Source organism: Hymenobacter convexus, assembly GCF_030580955.1.
Classification (GTDB): domain Bacteria; phylum Bacteroidota; class Bacteroidia; order Cytophagales; family Hymenobacteraceae; genus Hymenobacter.
On the sequence record NZ_JAUQON010000002.1, the window covers coordinates 370,847 to 387,624 of the forward strand.

General features: G+C 60.3%; 18 protein-coding genes and 2 tRNA genes. 8 read left to right on the forward strand and 12 right to left on the reverse strand.

Translation table 11 applies throughout. The features are described from left to right. Nucleotides 1-149: 149 nt before the first annotated feature. Nucleotides 150-1,379 carry a Glu/Leu/Phe/Val dehydrogenase dimerization domain-containing protein gene (locus Q4S41_RS05025; RefSeq protein ID WP_305030016.1) on the reverse strand — a complete coding sequence of 410 codons (1,230 nt, stop codon included), beginning with the start codon at nucleotides 1,377-1,379 and terminating at the stop codon, nucleotides 150-152. Nucleotides 1,380-1,676: 297 nt separating this feature from the next. Between Q4S41_RS05025 and Q4S41_RS05030 the strand changes: the two genes are divergently transcribed. Then, entirely contained in the window at nucleotides 1,677-1,943 is a 267-nt protein-coding gene (locus Q4S41_RS05030; RefSeq protein ID WP_223827754.1) for an ArsR/SmtB family transcription factor, read from the forward strand. 50 nt (nucleotides 1,944-1,993) lie between these two features. On the opposite strand, the gene coaE is transcribed toward Q4S41_RS05030, so the two are convergent. The 8 genes from coaE to Q4S41_RS05070 form a co-directional block, all read right to left on the reverse strand. After that, nucleotides 1,994-2,599, reverse strand: coding sequence for a dephospho-CoA kinase (gene coaE, locus Q4S41_RS05035; protein WP_305030017.1), 606 nt, complete (start codon nucleotides 2,597-2,599; stop codon nucleotides 1,994-1,996). A gap of 1 nt (nucleotide 2,600) precedes the next feature. Then, entirely contained in the window at nucleotides 2,601-3,332 is a 732-nt protein-coding gene (locus Q4S41_RS05040) for a hypothetical protein (protein WP_305030018.1), read from the reverse strand. Between the two features lie 2 nt (nucleotides 3,333-3,334). Beyond that, the gene (yajC, locus tag Q4S41_RS05045; RefSeq protein WP_369811244.1) at nucleotides 3,335-3,664 is read right to left on the reverse strand and encodes a preprotein translocase subunit YajC; all 330 of its coding nucleotides are present in this window, start codon (nucleotides 3,662-3,664) and stop codon (nucleotides 3,335-3,337) included. A 23-nt stretch (nucleotides 3,665-3,687) separates the two neighbouring features. Beyond that, nucleotides 3,688-4,194, reverse strand: coding sequence for a DUF1573 domain-containing protein (locus Q4S41_RS05050; protein ID WP_305030019.1), 507 nt, complete (start codon nucleotides 4,192-4,194; stop codon nucleotides 3,688-3,690). Between the two features lie 102 nt (nucleotides 4,195-4,296). After that, nucleotides 4,297-5,295, reverse strand: coding sequence for an isocitrate/isopropylmalate dehydrogenase family protein (locus Q4S41_RS05055; RefSeq protein WP_305030020.1), 999 nt, complete (start codon nucleotides 5,293-5,295; stop codon nucleotides 4,297-4,299). A 127-nt stretch (nucleotides 5,296-5,422) separates the two neighbouring features. After that, entirely contained in the window at nucleotides 5,423-5,734 is a 312-nt protein-coding gene (locus Q4S41_RS05060) for a YtxH domain-containing protein (RefSeq protein WP_196287239.1), read from the reverse strand. Between the two features lie 139 nt (nucleotides 5,735-5,873). Then, complete coding sequence (gene nusB / locus Q4S41_RS05065; protein ID WP_305030021.1) at nucleotides 5,874-7,070, reverse strand: transcription antitermination factor NusB; 1,197 nt, start codon at nucleotides 7,068-7,070, stop codon at nucleotides 5,874-5,876. A 146-nt stretch (nucleotides 7,071-7,216) separates the two neighbouring features. Continuing rightward, complete coding sequence (locus Q4S41_RS05070; RefSeq protein ID WP_305030022.1) at nucleotides 7,217-8,308, reverse strand: Glu/Leu/Phe/Val family dehydrogenase; 1,092 nt, start codon at nucleotides 8,306-8,308, stop codon at nucleotides 7,217-7,219. A 271-nt stretch (nucleotides 8,309-8,579) separates the two neighbouring features. Between Q4S41_RS05070 and Q4S41_RS05075 the strand changes: the two genes are divergently transcribed. Together Q4S41_RS05075 and Q4S41_RS05080 are read left to right on the forward strand one after the other, a co-directional pair. Continuing rightward, nucleotides 8,580-10,364 (forward strand): ABC transporter ATP-binding protein, encoded by a 1,785-nt coding sequence (locus Q4S41_RS05075; RefSeq protein ID WP_305030023.1) that lies wholly within the window; start codon nucleotides 8,580-8,582, stop codon nucleotides 10,362-10,364. A 75-nt stretch (nucleotides 10,365-10,439) separates the two neighbouring features. Next, a complete protein-coding gene (locus Q4S41_RS05080) occupies nucleotides 10,440-10,832 on the forward strand; it encodes a VOC family protein (protein WP_305030024.1) in 393 nt (130 codons plus the stop codon). Between the two features lie 82 nt (nucleotides 10,833-10,914). On the opposite strand, the gene Q4S41_RS05085 is transcribed toward Q4S41_RS05080, so the two are convergent. Beyond that, nucleotides 10,915-11,382, reverse strand: a complete 468-nt coding sequence (locus Q4S41_RS05085; RefSeq protein WP_305030025.1) for a T9SS type A sorting domain-containing protein — start codon at nucleotides 11,380-11,382, stop codon at nucleotides 10,915-10,917. A 189-nt stretch (nucleotides 11,383-11,571) separates the two neighbouring features. Here Q4S41_RS05085 and Q4S41_RS05090 point away from each other — a divergent pair. The 4 genes from Q4S41_RS05090 to Q4S41_RS05105 all read left to right on the forward strand — a co-directional run bounded on the left by Q4S41_RS05090 (nucleotide 11,572) and on the right by Q4S41_RS05105 (nucleotide 13,517). Continuing rightward, nucleotides 11,572-11,645: transfer RNA gene (locus Q4S41_RS05090), tRNA-Pro, on the forward strand. Nucleotides 11,646-11,750: 105 nt separating this feature from the next. Beyond that, a tRNA-Pro gene (locus Q4S41_RS05095) sits at nucleotides 11,751-11,824 on the forward strand. A gap of 140 nt (nucleotides 11,825-11,964) precedes the next feature. Further along, on the forward strand, nucleotides 11,965-12,651 hold the full coding sequence (locus Q4S41_RS05100) for a hypothetical protein (RefSeq protein WP_305030026.1): 687 nt from the start codon (nucleotides 11,965-11,967) through the stop codon (nucleotides 12,649-12,651). A 143-nt stretch (nucleotides 12,652-12,794) separates the two neighbouring features. After that, a complete protein-coding gene (locus tag Q4S41_RS05105) occupies nucleotides 12,795-13,517 on the forward strand; it encodes a hypothetical protein (protein ID WP_305030027.1) in 723 nt (240 codons plus the stop codon). 84 nt (nucleotides 13,518-13,601) lie between these two features. On the opposite strand, the gene Q4S41_RS05110 is transcribed toward Q4S41_RS05105, so the two are convergent. After that, a complete protein-coding gene (locus Q4S41_RS05110) occupies nucleotides 13,602-14,120 on the reverse strand; it encodes a hypothetical protein (protein ID WP_305030028.1) in 519 nt (172 codons plus the stop codon). Nucleotides 14,121-14,208: 88 nt separating this feature from the next. Here Q4S41_RS05110 and Q4S41_RS05115 point away from each other — a divergent pair, with 88 nt between their 5' ends. Then, a complete protein-coding gene (locus tag Q4S41_RS05115; RefSeq protein WP_305030029.1) occupies nucleotides 14,209-14,919 on the forward strand; it encodes a hypothetical protein in 711 nt (236 codons plus the stop codon). Nucleotides 14,920-14,928: 9 nt separating this feature from the next. On the opposite strand, the gene Q4S41_RS05120 is transcribed toward Q4S41_RS05115, so the two are convergent. Continuing rightward, nucleotides 14,929-16,719: an ABC transporter ATP-binding protein gene (locus tag Q4S41_RS05120; RefSeq protein ID WP_305030030.1), complete on the reverse strand. Its 1,791-nt coding sequence runs from the start codon at nucleotides 16,717-16,719 to the stop codon at nucleotides 14,929-14,931. Nucleotides 16,720-16,778 lie beyond the last annotated feature (59 nt).

Below are 16,778 nucleotides of genomic sequence, written 5' to 3' on the forward strand. Positions count from 1 at the left end.
AATTCTTTCAAAAACAAAATCGCCCCGAAATCGGGGCGACCAAAAGTAGGGCGTCAAAGTTATCGAATTGTTAGCAAATAAAAATGCTGTGAGTGGAACGCCGAAAATCGCCTGCCATCCTGAACGCAGCCAAGGATGGCAGGCGAAATTTATACCAGCTGCCGCAGCGCCATCTCAAACGAGCGCTGGGCAATGCCCGTGGGCTGCGCATTCTCGGCATGAGTGCGCTCCAGCGCCGCGCCGATGATGCGCGAGGTATCGGCGAAAATGGCCTGGTCGGTGATTTCGGCGCCCGTTTCCATCAGGTAAGCAAACACGCGGGCCATGCCGCAGTTGGCAATGAAATCGGGAATGACGGCCGTGCGCTCATCGGCAAAAACGCCGGTCGGCCCGAAGAAAATTTCGGGGTCGGCAAAGGGCACGTTCGCCCCGCAGCTAATCACCTGCAGGCCGCCGGCCAGCAGCTGCTCTACCTGCCCCCGCGCCACCAGGCGCGACGACGCGGCAGGAATAAAGATGTCGGCCCCCACGGACCATATTTTTTCGTTAATGTCTTCAAATGGCAATAAATTATTGCCTGTCAGGGCGTTGCCTTGGCGGGCAAGCAGCAGGGCCCGCACTTCTTCCAAGCCCAGGCCCTCGGTGCTCAGCAGCCCGCCGGCCCGGTCAATGATGCCCACGATGCGCACACCCTGCCCGGCCAGATAGTAAGCCGCCGCCGCGCCCACATTGCCCCAGCCCTGAATAATGGCCCGCTTCCCGCGCAAATCGGTGCCGGCCCAGAGGCGGTAGTAGTGCCGCACGGCCTCGGCCACGCCGTAGCCGGTGATGAGGTCGGCAATGGTGTATTTCCGGGCCAGGTCGGGCGAAAACGAGGCGTCCTCTACCACTTTAATTACGCCCTGGCGAAGCTGGCCGAGCTTCTGGATTTTTTGGGGTTCGGTGGCGCGGTAGTGGCCGTTCACCACGCCCTCTTGCGGGTGCCAAAGGCCATATTCTTCAGTAATAGGTATAACCTCATGTATCTCATCTACGTTAAGGTCACCACCAGTGCCGTAGTAGTTTTTCAATAGTGGAATAACCGCCCGGTACCATCGTTCCAGCACTCCGCGCTTGCGCGGGTCCTGCGGGTCGAAATTAATTCCTGATTTTGCCCCGCCGATGGCTGGCCCCGACACCGTGAATTTGACCTCCATCGTCTTTGCCAGGCTTTCTACCTCGCGTTTGTCGAGGCCTTTGCGCATGCGGGTGCCGCCGCCGGCGGCGCCTCCGCGCAAGGAATTGATGACGACCCAGCCCTCGGCTTCGGTTTCGGAATCCTGCCACTCGAAGACAATTTCGGGGCGTTTGTTTTCAAATTTGGTAAGTAGGTCAAGCATCGACTGAAGACGAAAAGACATCACTAAAAACACAACCGTAAAGGTACGGGCCAGCTTTCACCCCAGCCGAGGGTTCGAATTGTATTTCGAATAGAAATAAAATCTGCAAATACTTAAGTATAGTAGAGGAAAATAAATCGATTTTCCCCTATTTTGCAGAGTCATGCAGGAACTACCTAACTAACACGGCTGTATTGCACTTATTCCACTCTTCCATTTTCCCTTTCACTTTTTATTGATTTCATGAAACCATTGCATTCGCGTGTTGAAGCGCAACAGTTGGACCGTGCCGCGGCTATGCTCAAGGTTCTCTCGCACCCCAAACGATTGGCTATAGTTGACCTGTTGGGTAAGACCAAAGGCAAAGACAGCCAGATGTCCGTTACTGATATATACCAGGCGCTCGACCTGCCGCAGGCAATTGCCTCGCAGCACCTCATCACCCTCAAAGACCGGGGCGTACTGAAGTCAAGCAAGGTGGGCACCAAGATTTATTATTCCCTGGCAGTGCCGCAGTTGCTGAAAGTAATCGACACTTTGGAGGACTACTCGGGCCGGTTGTAACCTTAGCAAGCTAATTGATTAGGAGGCTGTTTCGAAGGGGACAGCCTTTTTTATGCTCCGGCCGATTGGCTAAACGTCGCGTGCAGGGCCAGCACCTGGGGCAACAATGGCTGCACATCGTCATTGGTCAGCACGTAATCGGCGCGTTGCATCTTTTCTTCCTCGCTCAGCTGCTTTGCCATGATGGCCTTCACGTCGGCCGTGGAACGGTGCGGGTCGCGCCGCAGCACGCGGGCCTCACGCACGGCCAGCGGCGCAAATACCGTGATGATGCGGTCGAGCTGCTTGTAAGAGCCCGCCTCAAAAAGTAGTGCAGCCTCCTTGAGCACGTAGGGGTGGCCGGCAGCGGCGTGGGTAGCCGCCCAGCTTTCAAAATCGGTGCCCACGTGCGGGTGCACCAAGCCGTTGAGTTGGGCTAGCAGGGTGGAGTTGTTGAACACGGTGCCGGCTAGTACCGGGCGGTTGAGCCTACCCGAAGCGTCGTAAGTATCTGGCCCGAAGGCGGCGCTTAGTTGCTGCCGCAATTCCACGCCGTTTTCCATCAGCCAGCGGGCGCGGGAGTCGGCGTCGTAGATGGGCACGCCCAGGGCGTGAAACAAGCGGCTGGCAATGCTTTTGCCTGAGCCGATTCCGCCGGTGATGCCAATGCGTAGCATATCAGTTTTTGGAAGTTTTGGAAGCCCGGCGCCGGCCCCGTGCCGGTTCGGCGGTGGGTGCCAGCTTGGTAATGCGGACGGTGGACGCCGACGGCCGCACCCGCGCGGGCGCCACCAAATCTACTTCGGTGCCATTGGTGTCGGCCGTGCCGGGGGGCAAAGACACTGGGTAGGGGCTGGGCAAAGCGTTGACCAGCGTAGCGGGCCCCCGAAAAGCCACCACGGCCGGCGTCAGGCGCACCGAGTGCTCCCGGGCCGAATCGGATACCAGCACCAAGGGCAGCCGCCGCGTGGCGTAGCGGTCGAAGGTGAGGCGGAGGGTATCGCCGGCCCATTCGTTCACCTGCACGCCTTCCAGCGCGGTTTGCAGGCCGCGGCGCCAGGCCTCGGGCGGCAGGTAGCGGGTGCCGGGCAGGGGCACGGGGCGCAGGTCGGCCGGGTGCGTGCCCCAGCCCATGTTGGCCCGCAGCAGGCGCCAGCCCTGGCCCGTGACGGTGACCGGCAGCGCCGCCGGCAGCGGCCGCAAGGGCACGTAGCGGGCCGAGTCGTAGTGCCAGGCCAGCGGGCAGCTCACGCGGGTGGTGTAGGTTTTGTTCAGGGCGTTCATTTGCCAGAACAGCCCGGCGGCCAGCAAGCACGCCGTCACGGCGCGGTAGAAGCTGGGCTCCTGGCCCGCGAAAGGCCGCACAAACCAGCGCACGAGCCGGCCGGCCCGGGTGAGCGGCCCGGCCATAATTAGCTGGCGGCGGGCACTTCCGCAGCGGCCGTAGTTTTGCTGCCTACTTCGCGGGCAATGGCCGAGCGGTCGAAGCGCAGCTTTACGCCGCGGTCGACTTCCACTACCACGGTGTCCTCGGTGAGGTCAACCACCAGGCCGTGCAGGCCGCCGATGGTGACAATGCGCGAACCCTTGGCCAGCGACTGGCGGAAGGCTTTCGCGTCGGCCGTACGCTTTTGCTGGGGCCGCACCATAAAGAAATAAAACACCAGGCCAATGGCGATGGGGATGATGAGCTGGGTCACATCCAGTCCTCCGGCAGCCTGCAAAAGCAAAGTCAACAACATGGCGTTACGATTAAAAGGATGAATTAGAGGGGCTTCTTGTCGCCGGCTGTCAGTACATTGCCTTTGATGAGGATGGTGGTGATGTTGGGCTGGGTGTTGGCCCGCACGGCCACCTGCTTGCTGATGATGCCCTGCTTGCCGTGGCTATCGAACTGCACTTCCATCTTACCCTCGGCGCCGGGCGCGATGGGCTCTTTGGTCCAGCTGGGGGTGGTGCAGCCGCAGGAAGCTACGGCGTCCTCAATCAGCAGCGGCGACTTGCCGGTATTGGTGAAAGTGAAGGTGTGGCGGACTTTGCTATCGGGCTGAATATCACCAAAATCAAATTCAGACTCGGTAAATTTCATCACCGGAGCATTCGGGTTTGCGGCCTCGTTTTCGCTCACCACGTTGGGATTGTCTACGGTGGGGTTAGCGGCGTCGGAAGCTTCGGTAGCGGCGGCGTTCATGCCTTCAGTACCCACTTCGTTTTTGTCGCGGTTGCAGGCTGCCAGCAGGAGCGTGGCGGCCAGGAGAATCTGGTATTTCATAAGGGTATAGGTGTTTATCTGCTATCCTGAGCGCAGCGCATGACCTCATCAGGCAATAAGGTCCTGCGCTACGCTCAGGATGGCAGATAAACGCTAAGCAAATTACAATTTGTCGATGATGTGCTGGGCAAACTCGCTGGTGCTCGCCCGGCCGCCGAGGTCGCCGGTGCACTCTTCCTGACGCAGGAGGGTAGCTTCCAGGGCTTTGTCGATTTGGTCGGCCTTAGCGTGCTCGCCCAGGTGGTGTAGCATCATCAGGGCCGAGCGGAGCAGGGCGGTGGGGTTGGCTTTGCCCTGGCCGGCAATGTCGGGGGCGGAGCCGTGCACGGCTTCGAAAATGGCCATGTTGTCGCCGATATTAGCGCCGGCCACCACGCCCAGGCCGCCCACAAGGCCGGCGCAGAGGTCGGAGAGCAAATCGCCGAACAGGTTGGTGGTCACAATCACGTCGAACTGCTCGGGCTTGCCCACGAGTTGCATGCACATGTTGTCGATGATTTTATCTTCGAACACAATGCCGGGGAACTCCAGGCTGGCTTCTTTGCAGGCGTTGAGCATCAGCGTGCCGGCCATTTTGATGATGTTGGCTTTGTGGGCCAGCGTCACCTTTTTGCGGCCGTGCTTGGCGGCGTAGGCGAAGGCGGCGCGGCAGATTTTGCGCGAGCCCTCCACCGTGACGCGGGCAATGGCATCGGCAATGCCGAGGCGCTCGTCCCACAGCTCCAGGCCCGAGTACAAGCCTTCCGTGTTTTCGCGGAACAGCACTAGGTCGATGCCCTCGTAACGGGTGTGAATGCCCGGCGTGGTCTTGCTGGGGCGCACGTTCTGGTAGAGGTCGTACTTCTGGCGCAGCGTCACGTTGATGCTGCGGAAGCCCTTGCCCACCGGCGTGGTAATTGGGCCTTTGAGGGCCACCTTATTCTTCTCCAGTGACTTGAGCAAGGCGTTCGGAATCAGCTCGCCCGACTGGTCGAACGTGGTCTGGCCGGCGTTCTGCTCTTCCCACTGCACGGGCACCTGCGCCGCGGCAAAAATATCGGTTACGGCTTTCGTGATTTCGGGGCCTATGCCGTCGCCGGGGATAAGGGTTACTACGTGCATCTTCTTGGTATTATATGAAAGTGCAAAAGTGCGAATGAGTGAATGAATAAAGGGTGATTGGGGAAAATTGCCTTTGCCCCGTCAGCCCTTTATTCATTCACTCATTGCTCGTTCGCTCATTCCGGATTTAAGCGCCCTTGCGGGAATTGATTTGATTGATGAGCTGGTCGACATCGCCGAGCAGCTGTTCGGCTTTGGATTTGGCGTCGGAAATCACGCGCTGGCCTTCGCTTTTGGCCGAGGACTGGCCCAGGCCTTCGCGGCTGGTCACCAGGCTGTCGGTGAGGTCGGCCAGCACGGAGCGGTATTTCTCCAGCTGGTAGCTGAGCCAGGAGCGGGTTTCGCTGCCGGGTTCGGGGGCGTAGAGCAAGCCAAGGGCCGCGCCGGTGAGCGCGCCGCCTGCGAAGCACAGGATGCCGGTGGTGGTTTTGCTGGCCATGGTCGTCGAGGTTGGGGAAGAAAGGTGAGAATGTTTTCAGGGCTGCGTACGCAGAAACGCAACTGTAGATGCAAAAGTGGCTATATCGGCCCAATGTTCAGCCGCAAGCCATAAAGTTGCTGCTTCAGCGCGCCTCAGCTTACTGGTTGTCCAGCAGGCCACGGCCCGATTTGCGAATGTCGCCGCTGGCGGCCAAATCCGTCGCCAGCTTATCCAGAATGCCGTTCACAAACTGCTTACTCTTGGGCGTACTGTAGAGCTTGCTGATTTCAATGTACTCGTTGATAGTCACTTTCACCGGAATGCCGCGGAAGAGTTGCATTTCGGTGAGGGCCATTTTCAGGATGATTTTGTCGAGCAGGGCCACGCGCTCCACGTCCCAGTTCTGCACCGAGCCGGCGATGAGCTTCTCCATCTTGTCGTCTTCGATGAGCGTCTGCTTGTAGAGCGTTTCGGCAAACTCGCGGTCGTCCTGCCAGTTGGCCGAGAGGTTCATCAGCTCCTGCTTTTCATCGGCGCCGAAGGGCAGCATCTTGAGCGTCTTGAGTACCAGGTTGCGCACGATGGGCCGGTTTTCCTCCCAATTCAGGTCGTCGGCTTCAAGCTGACGCGGCAGCGCGTCGCCTTTGAAAACGAAGTCCTTATAAATGTGCCGCAGGATTTCGAGGTCGGTGTCGTAGTCCATTTCGGGCTGGGCGATGTCCTTGCCAGCCAGATAGGTTTGCACGGTTTCGTCGGCCTTCATCTCGTTCCAGGCGGCGCGCAGGGCTTCCACCTCCTCCGTGCCTTCCCAGGCCAGCTTACGCCGGATGGTGGTGCCCTGCAACTGCTCATTAGCCATCAGCTTGGCAATGGCCTTGTTCTGGTGCAGGCGGGTGGCGTCGATGGCGTTTTCGCTGGGGCCCAGGCGGCGGCGCTCCTCGCGGCTCTGCTCCTCCTCAATCACACCGAGCAAGGCAGCGGGCAGGTTGAGCAGGTGCAGGTACTGGTCGTGAATGCTTTCGGCGCCCACCAGCAGTTGGCCGGCGTAGAAATCGGCGTCCTTCTTCACCTGGTTCTGGAAGGAGTTGATGGCGTCGGTCACGGCCTTGTCCACGGCTTTGTCGTCCGTTTTCTCGGGCATGGTGCCGGTGCGGTACCACTCGCGCAACTGGGCTTCGCCCATCTTGCGCTGGCCTTCCAGCATGCGGCGGTCGGGGGCCTCTTTGGCCGTCAGGTCGGGCTCGAAAGCAGCCGCGATGCGGTCCTGCGCCAGCATTAAATCGGCTCCCACCGCCTGGTGGTAGGAGTAGAGCGACTGCATGACTTTGATACGGAGGAGGCGGCGGTTGAGCATATTGGTCTGGTAATCAGTATTGGTTTCAGTAGTCGAAAAAAGAACGTCATGCTGAGCACAGTCGAAGCATCTCTACTGCGCAAGTAATCAATGCTTTTGCAACGAAGCGGTAGAGATGCTTCGGCTCCGCTCAGCATGACGTTCTTTTAATACGTCGACTTCACCCGGCCCACGCTGGCGATACGCTCCTTGGCCTGCTTGATGGCGGCGGCCTGCGGGTGCGTGTGCTCCTCTTCGGCTTTCGCCAAAACCTGGAGGGTGAAATCGTAAATTTTTTCGGTTTGGGTGAGGGCGCCCTGGCGGCTGGCGCCGGTCACCTCAGAATACACGTTGATGAGGCCGCCGGCGTTGATAAGGAAGTCGGGGGCGTACACGATGCCGCGGCGCACGAGCTCGGGGCCATGCTGGTTTTCCACCTTCAGCTGGTTGTTGGCGCAGCCAGCCACTACCTGGCACTTCAGGCGCGAGATGGTGTCGTCGTTCAGCGTGGCGCCCAGCGCGCAGGGAGAGTAAATGTCCACGTCTTGGTCGTAGATGTCTTCCAGGCCCACGGCTTTGGCGCCGAAGCGGTTAGCGGCGTCCAAGGCGCGGTCTTCGTAGTAATCGGTCACGATGAGCTTGGCGCCTTCTTTCTGGAGGTGCTCCAGCAGGTAGGTGCCTACGTGGCCCACGCCCTGCACGGCAATGCGCTTGCCAGTGAGGCTTTCCGAGCCGAATGCTTTTTTGGCGGCGGCTTTCATGCCCATGTACACGCCGTAGGCCGTCACCGGCGAGGGGTCGCCGGAGCCGCCCATGCTTTCGGGCAGGCCGGCCACGTGGGTGGTTTCCATGCGGATGTACTCCATGTCCTTGGTGGTCATGTTCACATCTTCGGCCGTGATGTACTTGCCGTTCAGGTTCTTCACGAAGCGGCCGAACTTGCGCAGCAGGGCTTCGGTCTTCAGCGTTTTGGCGTCGCCGATGATGACGGCCTTGCCGCCGCCCAAGTTCAGGCCCGAGATGGCGGCCTTGTAGGTCATGCCGCGCGAGAGGCGGAGCACGTCGTTCAGCGCTTCCATGTCGGAAGCGTAGTGCCACATGCGGGTGCCGCCGAGCGCGGGCCCGAGCACGGTGTTGTGGATGCCGATAATGGCCTTGAGGCCCGTCTCGTGGTCGTTGCAAAACACGACTTGCTCGTGCTGGTGCTCGGCAATCTGACCGAAAATGGATTCAGGCGCCAGAATTTGGGTTTCAATCATGGGAGTGAATTGAAGGTTGGTGGGAATTGTGGGAATGGATGGTTGGGAACTGTGCGGCGTAACTTTGTTGGGTCTTATACCTATACGGAAAAACAGAACGTCATGCTGAGCGGAGTCGAAGCATCTCTACCGCAGTACTAAAATCATCTAGTTGTGCAGTAGGGATGCTTCGACTCCGTTCAGCATGACGGGCTTTCTGAATGGGTACTTGGCCTTTCAAGCCGCAAAAGTACCGCTATTTTCCCGAACCGGCCCCTTTCCCACCCTGCCCGTGCGCGCTCTCTCCGCTGTTAACCCCTTCATCTTCCGCTACAAGTGGCATTTCCTCGCCGGGGTGCTGTTTGTGGCGCTAAGCACCTTGCTGGCCATTTTCCCGGCCCAGCTGGTGCGCTACGCCTTCGATTTGGTGAACGAGGGCATCGACCTCTACCACCTCTACGCCGGCACCGAGGCGCAGAAAGGTGTGTACCAATTGTTTGGGCGCAACGTGCTGTTCTACGGCATGCTCATCATCGGGCTGGCCTTGCTGCGTGGCATCTTCCTGTTCTTCATGCGGCAAACGCTCATCGTGATGTCGCGCCACATCGAAAACGACCAGAAGAACCAGATTTACCAACACTACCAGTCGTTGCCGCTCAGCTTCTACCGCCGCCACAGCACCGGCGATTTGATGTCGCGCATTTCGGAGGACGTGAGCCGGGTGCGGATGTACCTCGGGCCGGCCATCATGTACTTCCTGCAGCTGGTGCTGCTGTTCCTGCTCATCGTGCCGCTGATGCTCATGGTGAACGTGAAGCTGACGCTCTACACGCTGCTGCCGCTGCCGGTTTTGTCGGTCAGCATTTTCTACGTCAACAACTTAATTGAGCGGAAGTCTGACGAAATCCAGCGGGCCCTGTCGGGCATGACCACCTTTGTGCAGGAGGCTTTCTCCGGCATTCGGGTGCTGAAATCCTTTGTGCGCGAGGCGGATTCGCACGAGCAGTTCGCCAAAGCCAGCAACGACTACAAGGAGAAGTCGCTGAGTTTGAACTTCGTGAACTCGCTGTTCTTCCCGCTCATTCTGTTCCTCATCGGCCTGAGCACGCTCATTACGGTGTGGGTTGGGGGCCAAGAGGTTATCCGCGGCACTATCACCACGGGCACCATTGCCGAGTTCCTGATTTACGTGAACCTGCTGACGTGGCCCGTCACGGCGCTAGGCTGGACGTCCTCGCTGGTGCAGCGCGCTGAGGCCTCGCAGGCCCGAATCAACGAATTCCTGGACCAGAAAACCGACATCATTTCGCGCCAGAATGTGGAACGTGAGCTGGCCGGCGATATCGTGTTCGAGAACGTGTCGTTCACTTACCCCGACACCGGAATTCAGGCCCTGAAAGACGTGAGTTTCCGCGTGCGGCCGGGCCAGACGCTGGCCGTCATCGGCAACACGGGCTCGGGCAAAAGCACGGTGGCCGCGCTGCTCTGCCGCCTCTACGACGTGACGGCCGGCGGCATCAAAATCGACGGCACCGACGTGCGCGACTACTCCCTGCGGGCGCTGCGGGGCCAGATTGGCTACGTGCCGCAGGACGTTTTCCTGTTCTCCGACACCATCCGCAACAACATCAACTTCGGCCTTGACCAGCCCGACGAAACCCGGATGCTGCAAGCCGCTAAAGACGCCGACGTGTACGAAAACATCTTGGCCTTCCCCGAAGGCTTCGACACAAAAGTGGGCGAGCGGGGCATCACCCTGTCCGGCGGACAGAAGCAGCGCGTGAGCATGGCCCGGGCGCTGGTAAAGGAGCCCAAAATTTTGATTCTGGACGACTCACTTTCCGCTGTCGATACCAAGACGGAGAATGCCATTCTGGGTTCGTTGCAGCGCATTATGGCTGCGCGCACCAGCCTCATCATCTCGCACCGCGTGAGCTCGGTGAAGCTGGCCGACGAAATTCTGGTGCTCGATGACGGCGTGATTGTGCAGCACGGCACCCACGATGCGCTGATGGCGGAAACGGACGGCCTGTATCGGGCGCTGTATGAGCGGCAGCTGCAAACGGAGGAAGCTTAACCCGTAGCGTGGACTTTTAGTCTGCGACCCAAATTTCAACTCACTCGCGGACTAAAAGTCCGCGCTACTACTCACATGTCCCAACGTCTCGCCCTTGTTACCCTGATTGTCCGCAATTACGACGAAGCCATTGCCTTTTATACTCAAGTGCTGGGCTTCAACCTTGAATCCAATCTGGATATGGGCGATGGCAAGCGCTGGGTAGTGGTGGCGCCACCCGGTCCGGCCGGGGGGAGCGGCCTGTTGCTGGCCGAGGCCAAAACCGAAGCGGAAAAAGCCGCTGTGGGCCACCAGGGTGCCGGTCGCGTCTGGCTATTCCTGCACACCGATGACTTCTGGCGCGATTACCCGGTGCTGCAGGGCCGAGGCCTGAAGTTTCTGGAGACGCCGCGTAGCGAAGTGTATGGGCACGTAGCAGTATTCGAAGACCTGTACGGCAACAAGTGGGACTTGCTGGAGCCCCGATAGGTGCAGGCTTGCCCCGTCTGTTGTTAAACGAAAAAGGCCGTTCTGCTCAGCAGAACGGCCTTTTAAATTGCCATAATCAGTTTTACTGCCCGATGATGACGCGGCGCATGCCCGTCTTCTCATAAGCCGTGCAGTGCACGATGTAGGAGCCGGCCGGCAGCTGGCTCACGTTGAGCACGGCGGCAATCTGGCCGTTCATCATGGTGTGCGTGATGACGGGGCGGCCGCCCGCGTCGGTCACCTCCACGCGGGTGGGGCCGGGGTTGTCGGTTTTCACGGTGAGTTTGCCCGCCGTCGCCTCGGCTTTCACCTTGATGGCGTTGGGGTTGGCGGCCGGCGTTTCGGGCGCGGGGGCAATGAGGGCGGTGCCGGCCGGTGTGGTGGTGGGAGCTGCTGCCGGGGCCGGCGCGGCCACTGCGCCGTTGGGCAAAATGGCTTCTTCTTTGGCTGGTGCGGCGGTTGCGGCAGTGCTGGCCGCGGCGGAGGTTTGAGCCTGGGCAGCCACCGATGCCAGGGTGCAGGCCAGTACGAATAGTAATAACTTTTTCATAAGTAGGATATGAGCGGGATGGAGTAAAATGGCTACTGTAAAGCTAAGCAATTATGAGGCCTGTTGGTCCGGGCAGGTGCCTGATGCAAAGTCAGAACGCCTTTTTAATGGTCTTATTGCAAAACTTTATTTGGCCCTGGCTTGCATTAGAATCAAATAAAACCTTACCTTTGTCGCTCCAATACCAATCGGGGTGTAGCGTAGCCTGGTATCGCGCCAGCATGGGGTGCTGGAGGTCGTAGGTTCGAATCCTGCCACTCCGACTGAAAGAGCAGCCGCTCTCCAAAAGCCTCCGAACTTCCGGGTTCGGGGGCTTTTTTCGGCCACTCATTGGAACTAGAAAACAGGTCGCCCCATCGGCCTGATTTCGGGGTGTAGCGCAGCCCGGTAGCGCGCGTCGTTCGGGACGACGAGGCCGTAGGTTCGAATCCTGCCACCCCGACCCGAAAACAAACTAAAAAGGCCCGCTGAACGAGAGTTCAGCGGGCCTTTTTAGTTTAACGTCCGCGGGTGCGGTTTCAGCGTTGGGCGAAGCAACCGAATTACCTTTGCGCCTTCACCAATTTTCTGCCTTTTATAAAAATGAAAAAGACCTTATTATTCGCCCTGCTGGCAGCCAGCACGCAACTCGGCCACGCCCAAAGCATTGCGGCGGGCACCGTTTCGCTGGGCGGCAGCGTGGGCTACAATCGCAGCACCAATAAAACCAGCTCCAACCAAGGCTCCACCACCTACACGCAGGAAACGACTACCAGCCAGTTCAGCTTCACGCCCTCGGTGGGCTATTTCGTGAAGGACAACCTGGCCATTGGCATCAACGCTGGCTACTCGGCCTACCGGAAGCCGTACACGAGCTACACGCCGGCGCCGGCCGTGGTGCGGGCCGAACTCGACCCCACCACCACGTTGCGCCTGGGTGCCTACGTGCAATACTACAAGATGTTGACCGAGCAATTTGGCGTTCTGGGGACGTTGAGCGGGGGCTACCAAAGCTCGCGCGATTCGCAGTACAACGGCAGCGCCATTCAGGAGTTCAAGGGCTCGGGCTACTATGCGGAACTCACGCCGGGCATCATTTTCTTCCCCATTCCGAAGCTGGGCATCAGTGCCTCCATCGGCTCGCTGGCTTACAACCGGATGAGCTACGACTACCCCACTTCGCCCAACAACCCGGCCCCGGCGGGGTACGAGAACACCAGCAGCACCTTTGGGGCCCGCTTCGGCCTCGACCAGCTCCAGTTTGGCGGCACATACTACTTCGGCCGCTAAGTAAATTTCGCCGCAGCAAAAAGCCTTTAGCCCACCGGCTAAAGGCTTTTTGCATTTTGGGCAGGAAGAGGTGGATGCCTGACCTTCATGTGATTATCATCGGTGCCAACGTATTTTCAGGGAGTCAATAACCATTCACTGCCATGAAACAACCCGTTACGCTGCTGGCCCTGCTGGGGGCCGTCTGGGGCGGAAGCCCTACCCGCGCGCTGGCCCAATGCCACTTTGCTTACGTGCCCGTGTACGCGCACCACACCTGCCACTGCTGCCACGATTCCTGCGCGGTGGAAAAGCCGTTTGTGCCCGCGCGCTGGGGCGGCTACCTCGGCGCGCTGGGTATGGTGGACCAGCGGCGCACGCCCTACGCTGGCGTGGACGCGGCCGGTTACTACTGGCTGCGGCCGCGCTGGGCCACCGGCCTGCGCGGCAACCTCACCGGCAAAATGCCCGTGGGCGCGGCCCCCGAAACCTACGCCGGCGCGCAGCAGCCTCTCGTCGACCAATACGCCATTACCTGGACCAACAACCTGCTAATACTTGACCAGTCCCGCTGGCGCGTGATGGCCGTGGCCGGGGCCGGCGTGGGCGGCGTGCGCCTCTACGACAAAGCCGTGCAGGTGGCTACCAAAGGCAACTGTGGCTGTGGCACCACGGCCAAGGAGGTGGCTGGGGCCGCCGCGCCGGTGACGGAAGTGGGCCTGGCCGCGCTCTACAAGCTAAAGCGCGCCGAAGGGCCCTGGCTGACGCTGCGCGGCGAATACCGGCAGTGGAACGGCTCGGCGCCGTTTGGGCTGCCGCAGCAGTTTTCGAGCTATGTGCTGAGCGTGGGCATCAGCCTGCCCGATGCGCCGCCGAAGGGCCGGTGAGGAGGGTTGGGTGAGAGGGAATAATAAGAACGTCGTGTCGAGCGCAGCCGAGACATGACGTTCTTTTACTTAATGCCCCATTGACTACTTCACCCCAATCCACACCTCCGAAGCGTCATTCGCGCCAAAGCGCTCGAGGTAGAAGTTGCCGCGCTGGGTGAGCTTCTGGGTTTTGATGGCTTCGAGGGCGGCGGGGTAGAGTTTGTTGGGCGCCAGCAGGTAGCTCACACCCGCGAGGCGGGCGGCCACCACGCGTTGCCCGGGGGGCACGAGGCGGTAGCGGAAGCTGGCCGGCAGGCGCTGCGTGGTGTCGGCCAGGGCCAGGCCGATGAAGGCTTGGATGGTGTCGTGGGCCGTTTCGGGGTCGTTGAGGTAGAGGTTGGCGAGGTCGCCGCCGAGGCGGGCCTGGGCGTCTTTGGCTTGGCGGAACAGCTGGCCGAAGGCATCGCCGGTGACTTTGCCGTGGTAGGGCTGCCCGGCCAGGTAGAGCGGCGCGGCGGTGGTTTCAAGCGCTACTTGGGGACTGCGGTTGCCGCCGAGGTAAACGTAGACGCCCGCGGCGAGGACCGTGAGCAGGATGATGGCGAGGAAGAGGTAACGCACAGTGTAAGAGAATGGTCTATATTGCAGGGAGGTAGGACGGCCACGCCGGCCCGCTAATTTGTCCAGCCACAAACTTACTCGCGCGCCCATGAAGCTCTACCTTATACTCTTGGTGGCCTTGCTGGCGGGTGGCAGGCCAGCGGCCGCACAAGCGCCGGCCGCTCCCGCCGAATGGACGCCGCGCCGGTGGACGGTGGGCGTCCAAGCCGCCTTCTACCCGCGCATTGCCTACGAGCCCGCCACCGATGGGAGCGGCGCAGTTTTCGTGCGGCCTTGGCCGTTGATGCCCACCATTGCCTACCGGATAAAGCAGAAGACCAGCCTGGAACTGGGGCTGTTGCTGCGAACGATGCCGCAGCGCACCAGCACCTTCAGCGATGGCTATGGCACCAGCGTCACGCAGGCTAACGCCACCTCCTGGGCGGTGCCCATCATCACGCGGGCGCACTTACTGCTGCCTAATCCGGGACGCTGGCAGGCCGATTTTGAAATTGGCTTTATGCCCCTGTCAGCTTCTTACCGCGAAGAACAATTTTATACCAATGCCCAGACGGGCCAGCAATCAAAGTCCGGAGAGGTTAGCTACTCCTACAACGACTTCCTGTTCGTGGGCGGGGTGGGCGGCGCCTATGTCCTCACGCCCAACCTGCGGCTCACGGCCGATGCGCGGGTGACGTATTCGGTGCTGCTGGCCGTGGTCGGGGTAGCGCTTTCGAAATATGGCATTCAGAACAGCATCTCGGCCTTTGCCCCGGCCCTGAGCGGAGGCATGAGCTACCAGTTTGGGAAGACGCTCTAAGCCAACCGGCTATTTTCCGTCTGGCGAAGTGTCCGCCACCACGTACTGCATGCGGTAGAGCTGGGCGTAGTAGCCGCCTTCGATGCGCAGCAGTTCCTCGTGGGTGCCGGTTTCCTTGATTTCGCCTTTGTCGAGGACGATGATTTTATCAGCTTTCTGGATGGTGCTCAGGCGGTGGGCGATGACGAGCGAGGTGCGGCCCTGCATCAGCTTCTCGATGGCGGACTGAATAAGCTCCTCAGTTTCGGAATCGACGGACGAGGTGGCTTCATCGAGCACGATGACGCGGGGCTGGTACACCATGGCCCGCACGAAGCTGATGAGCTGGCGTTGGCCCACCGAGAGGGTGGCGCCGCGCTCCATCACGGGGTAGCCGAGGCCATCAGGCAGGCGCTCGATGAAGCGGCGGGCGCCCACAAGGTCGGCTGCTTCCCAGATTTGCGCATCGGTGATGGTTTTGTTGCCCAGCGTGATGTTGTCGCGGATGCTGCCGGCGAAGAGGAAAACGTCCTGCAACACCACGCCGATTTGGCGGCGCAGCAGACTGAGGTCGTACTCGCGCAGGTCGCGGCCGTCGATGCAGATGCTGCCTTCCTGAATGTCGTAGAAGCGGCTCAGCAGGTTGATGATGCTGGTTTTGCCGGCGCCGGTGGCGCCCACGAAGGCGATGGTCTGGCCGGGCTTCACGTGGAAGCTGATGTCTTTGAGCACCCAATCGGGCTCGTTGTAGGCGAAGCGCACGTGCTTGAACTCCACATCGCCCTGGATTTCTGCCGGGGCGAAGGTGCCGGTGGTGGCAATCAAATCCTGGTTATCCAGCAGCTTGAGCAGGCGCTCGGTGCTCACCAGGCCCAGCTGCAGGGTGTTGAACCGGTCGGCAATCTGGCGGATGGGGCGGAAAAAGAGGGCGTTGTACATGATGAAGGCGATGAGCGCGCCCTTCGAGATGGTGCCCTCAATTTGGCCTTGGGCGGCGTACCACACCAGCAGGCCCACGCCGATGGCACCCAGTACCTCGGCCACCGGGAAATAGATGCTGTAGTAGAGCACCGAGCGGATGTTGGCGTCGGTGTGCTCCTGGTTGATGGCCTTGAACTTGCGGTATTCGCGCTCCTCGTTGTTGAAAATCTGGACTACGTTCATGCCAGTGAGGTGCTCCTGCACGAAGCTGTTGAGCTTGGCCACGGCCGTGCGCACGTCCTGAAACGAGCCCTTGATTTTCTCCTTGAACACGTAGGTGCTGAAGAGCAGCGGCGGAATGACGGACAGGCTGATGAGCGTCAGGCGCCAGTCAATCCAGAACATGAAGGCCATGATGAAAAGCAGCTGCAGAATGTCGCCCACCATGGCCGCCAGGCCCTCGCTGAACACATCGGACAGGGTTTCAACGTCCGAGATGTTGCGCGTCACGAGCACGCCGATGGGCGTCTGGTCGAAAAACTTGAGCTTGAGGCTGAGCAGGTGGCGGTAGAGGTCGGTGCGGATGTCGCGCACGATGTACTGGCCCAGCCAGCCGCCGTAGTACGTCTGCAAGTAGCTCACGCCGGCGTGGGCCACCAGCAGCACCAGCAGCAGCAGAAACATGGTATTTAGGCCGCGCATATCGCCCTGCTCGATGCTCACATCGACCATGCGCTGGATGAGGAAGGGGCGCAGCGTGCCCAGGGCGGCCGTGGCAATGGTGAGGAAAACCAGGCCGATGAACACGCGCCGGTAGGGGCGCACGTAGCTGAGCAGGCGGCGCAGCACGGCCCAGTCGAATACCTGACCGGTTTTGGTGGCGGAAGTGGTGGGGTTCATAAGTGGGGCAAAGGTCGGAAGGAAACCGCGGGCGGGGGCAAGTGGTTGGCCCGGCCCGG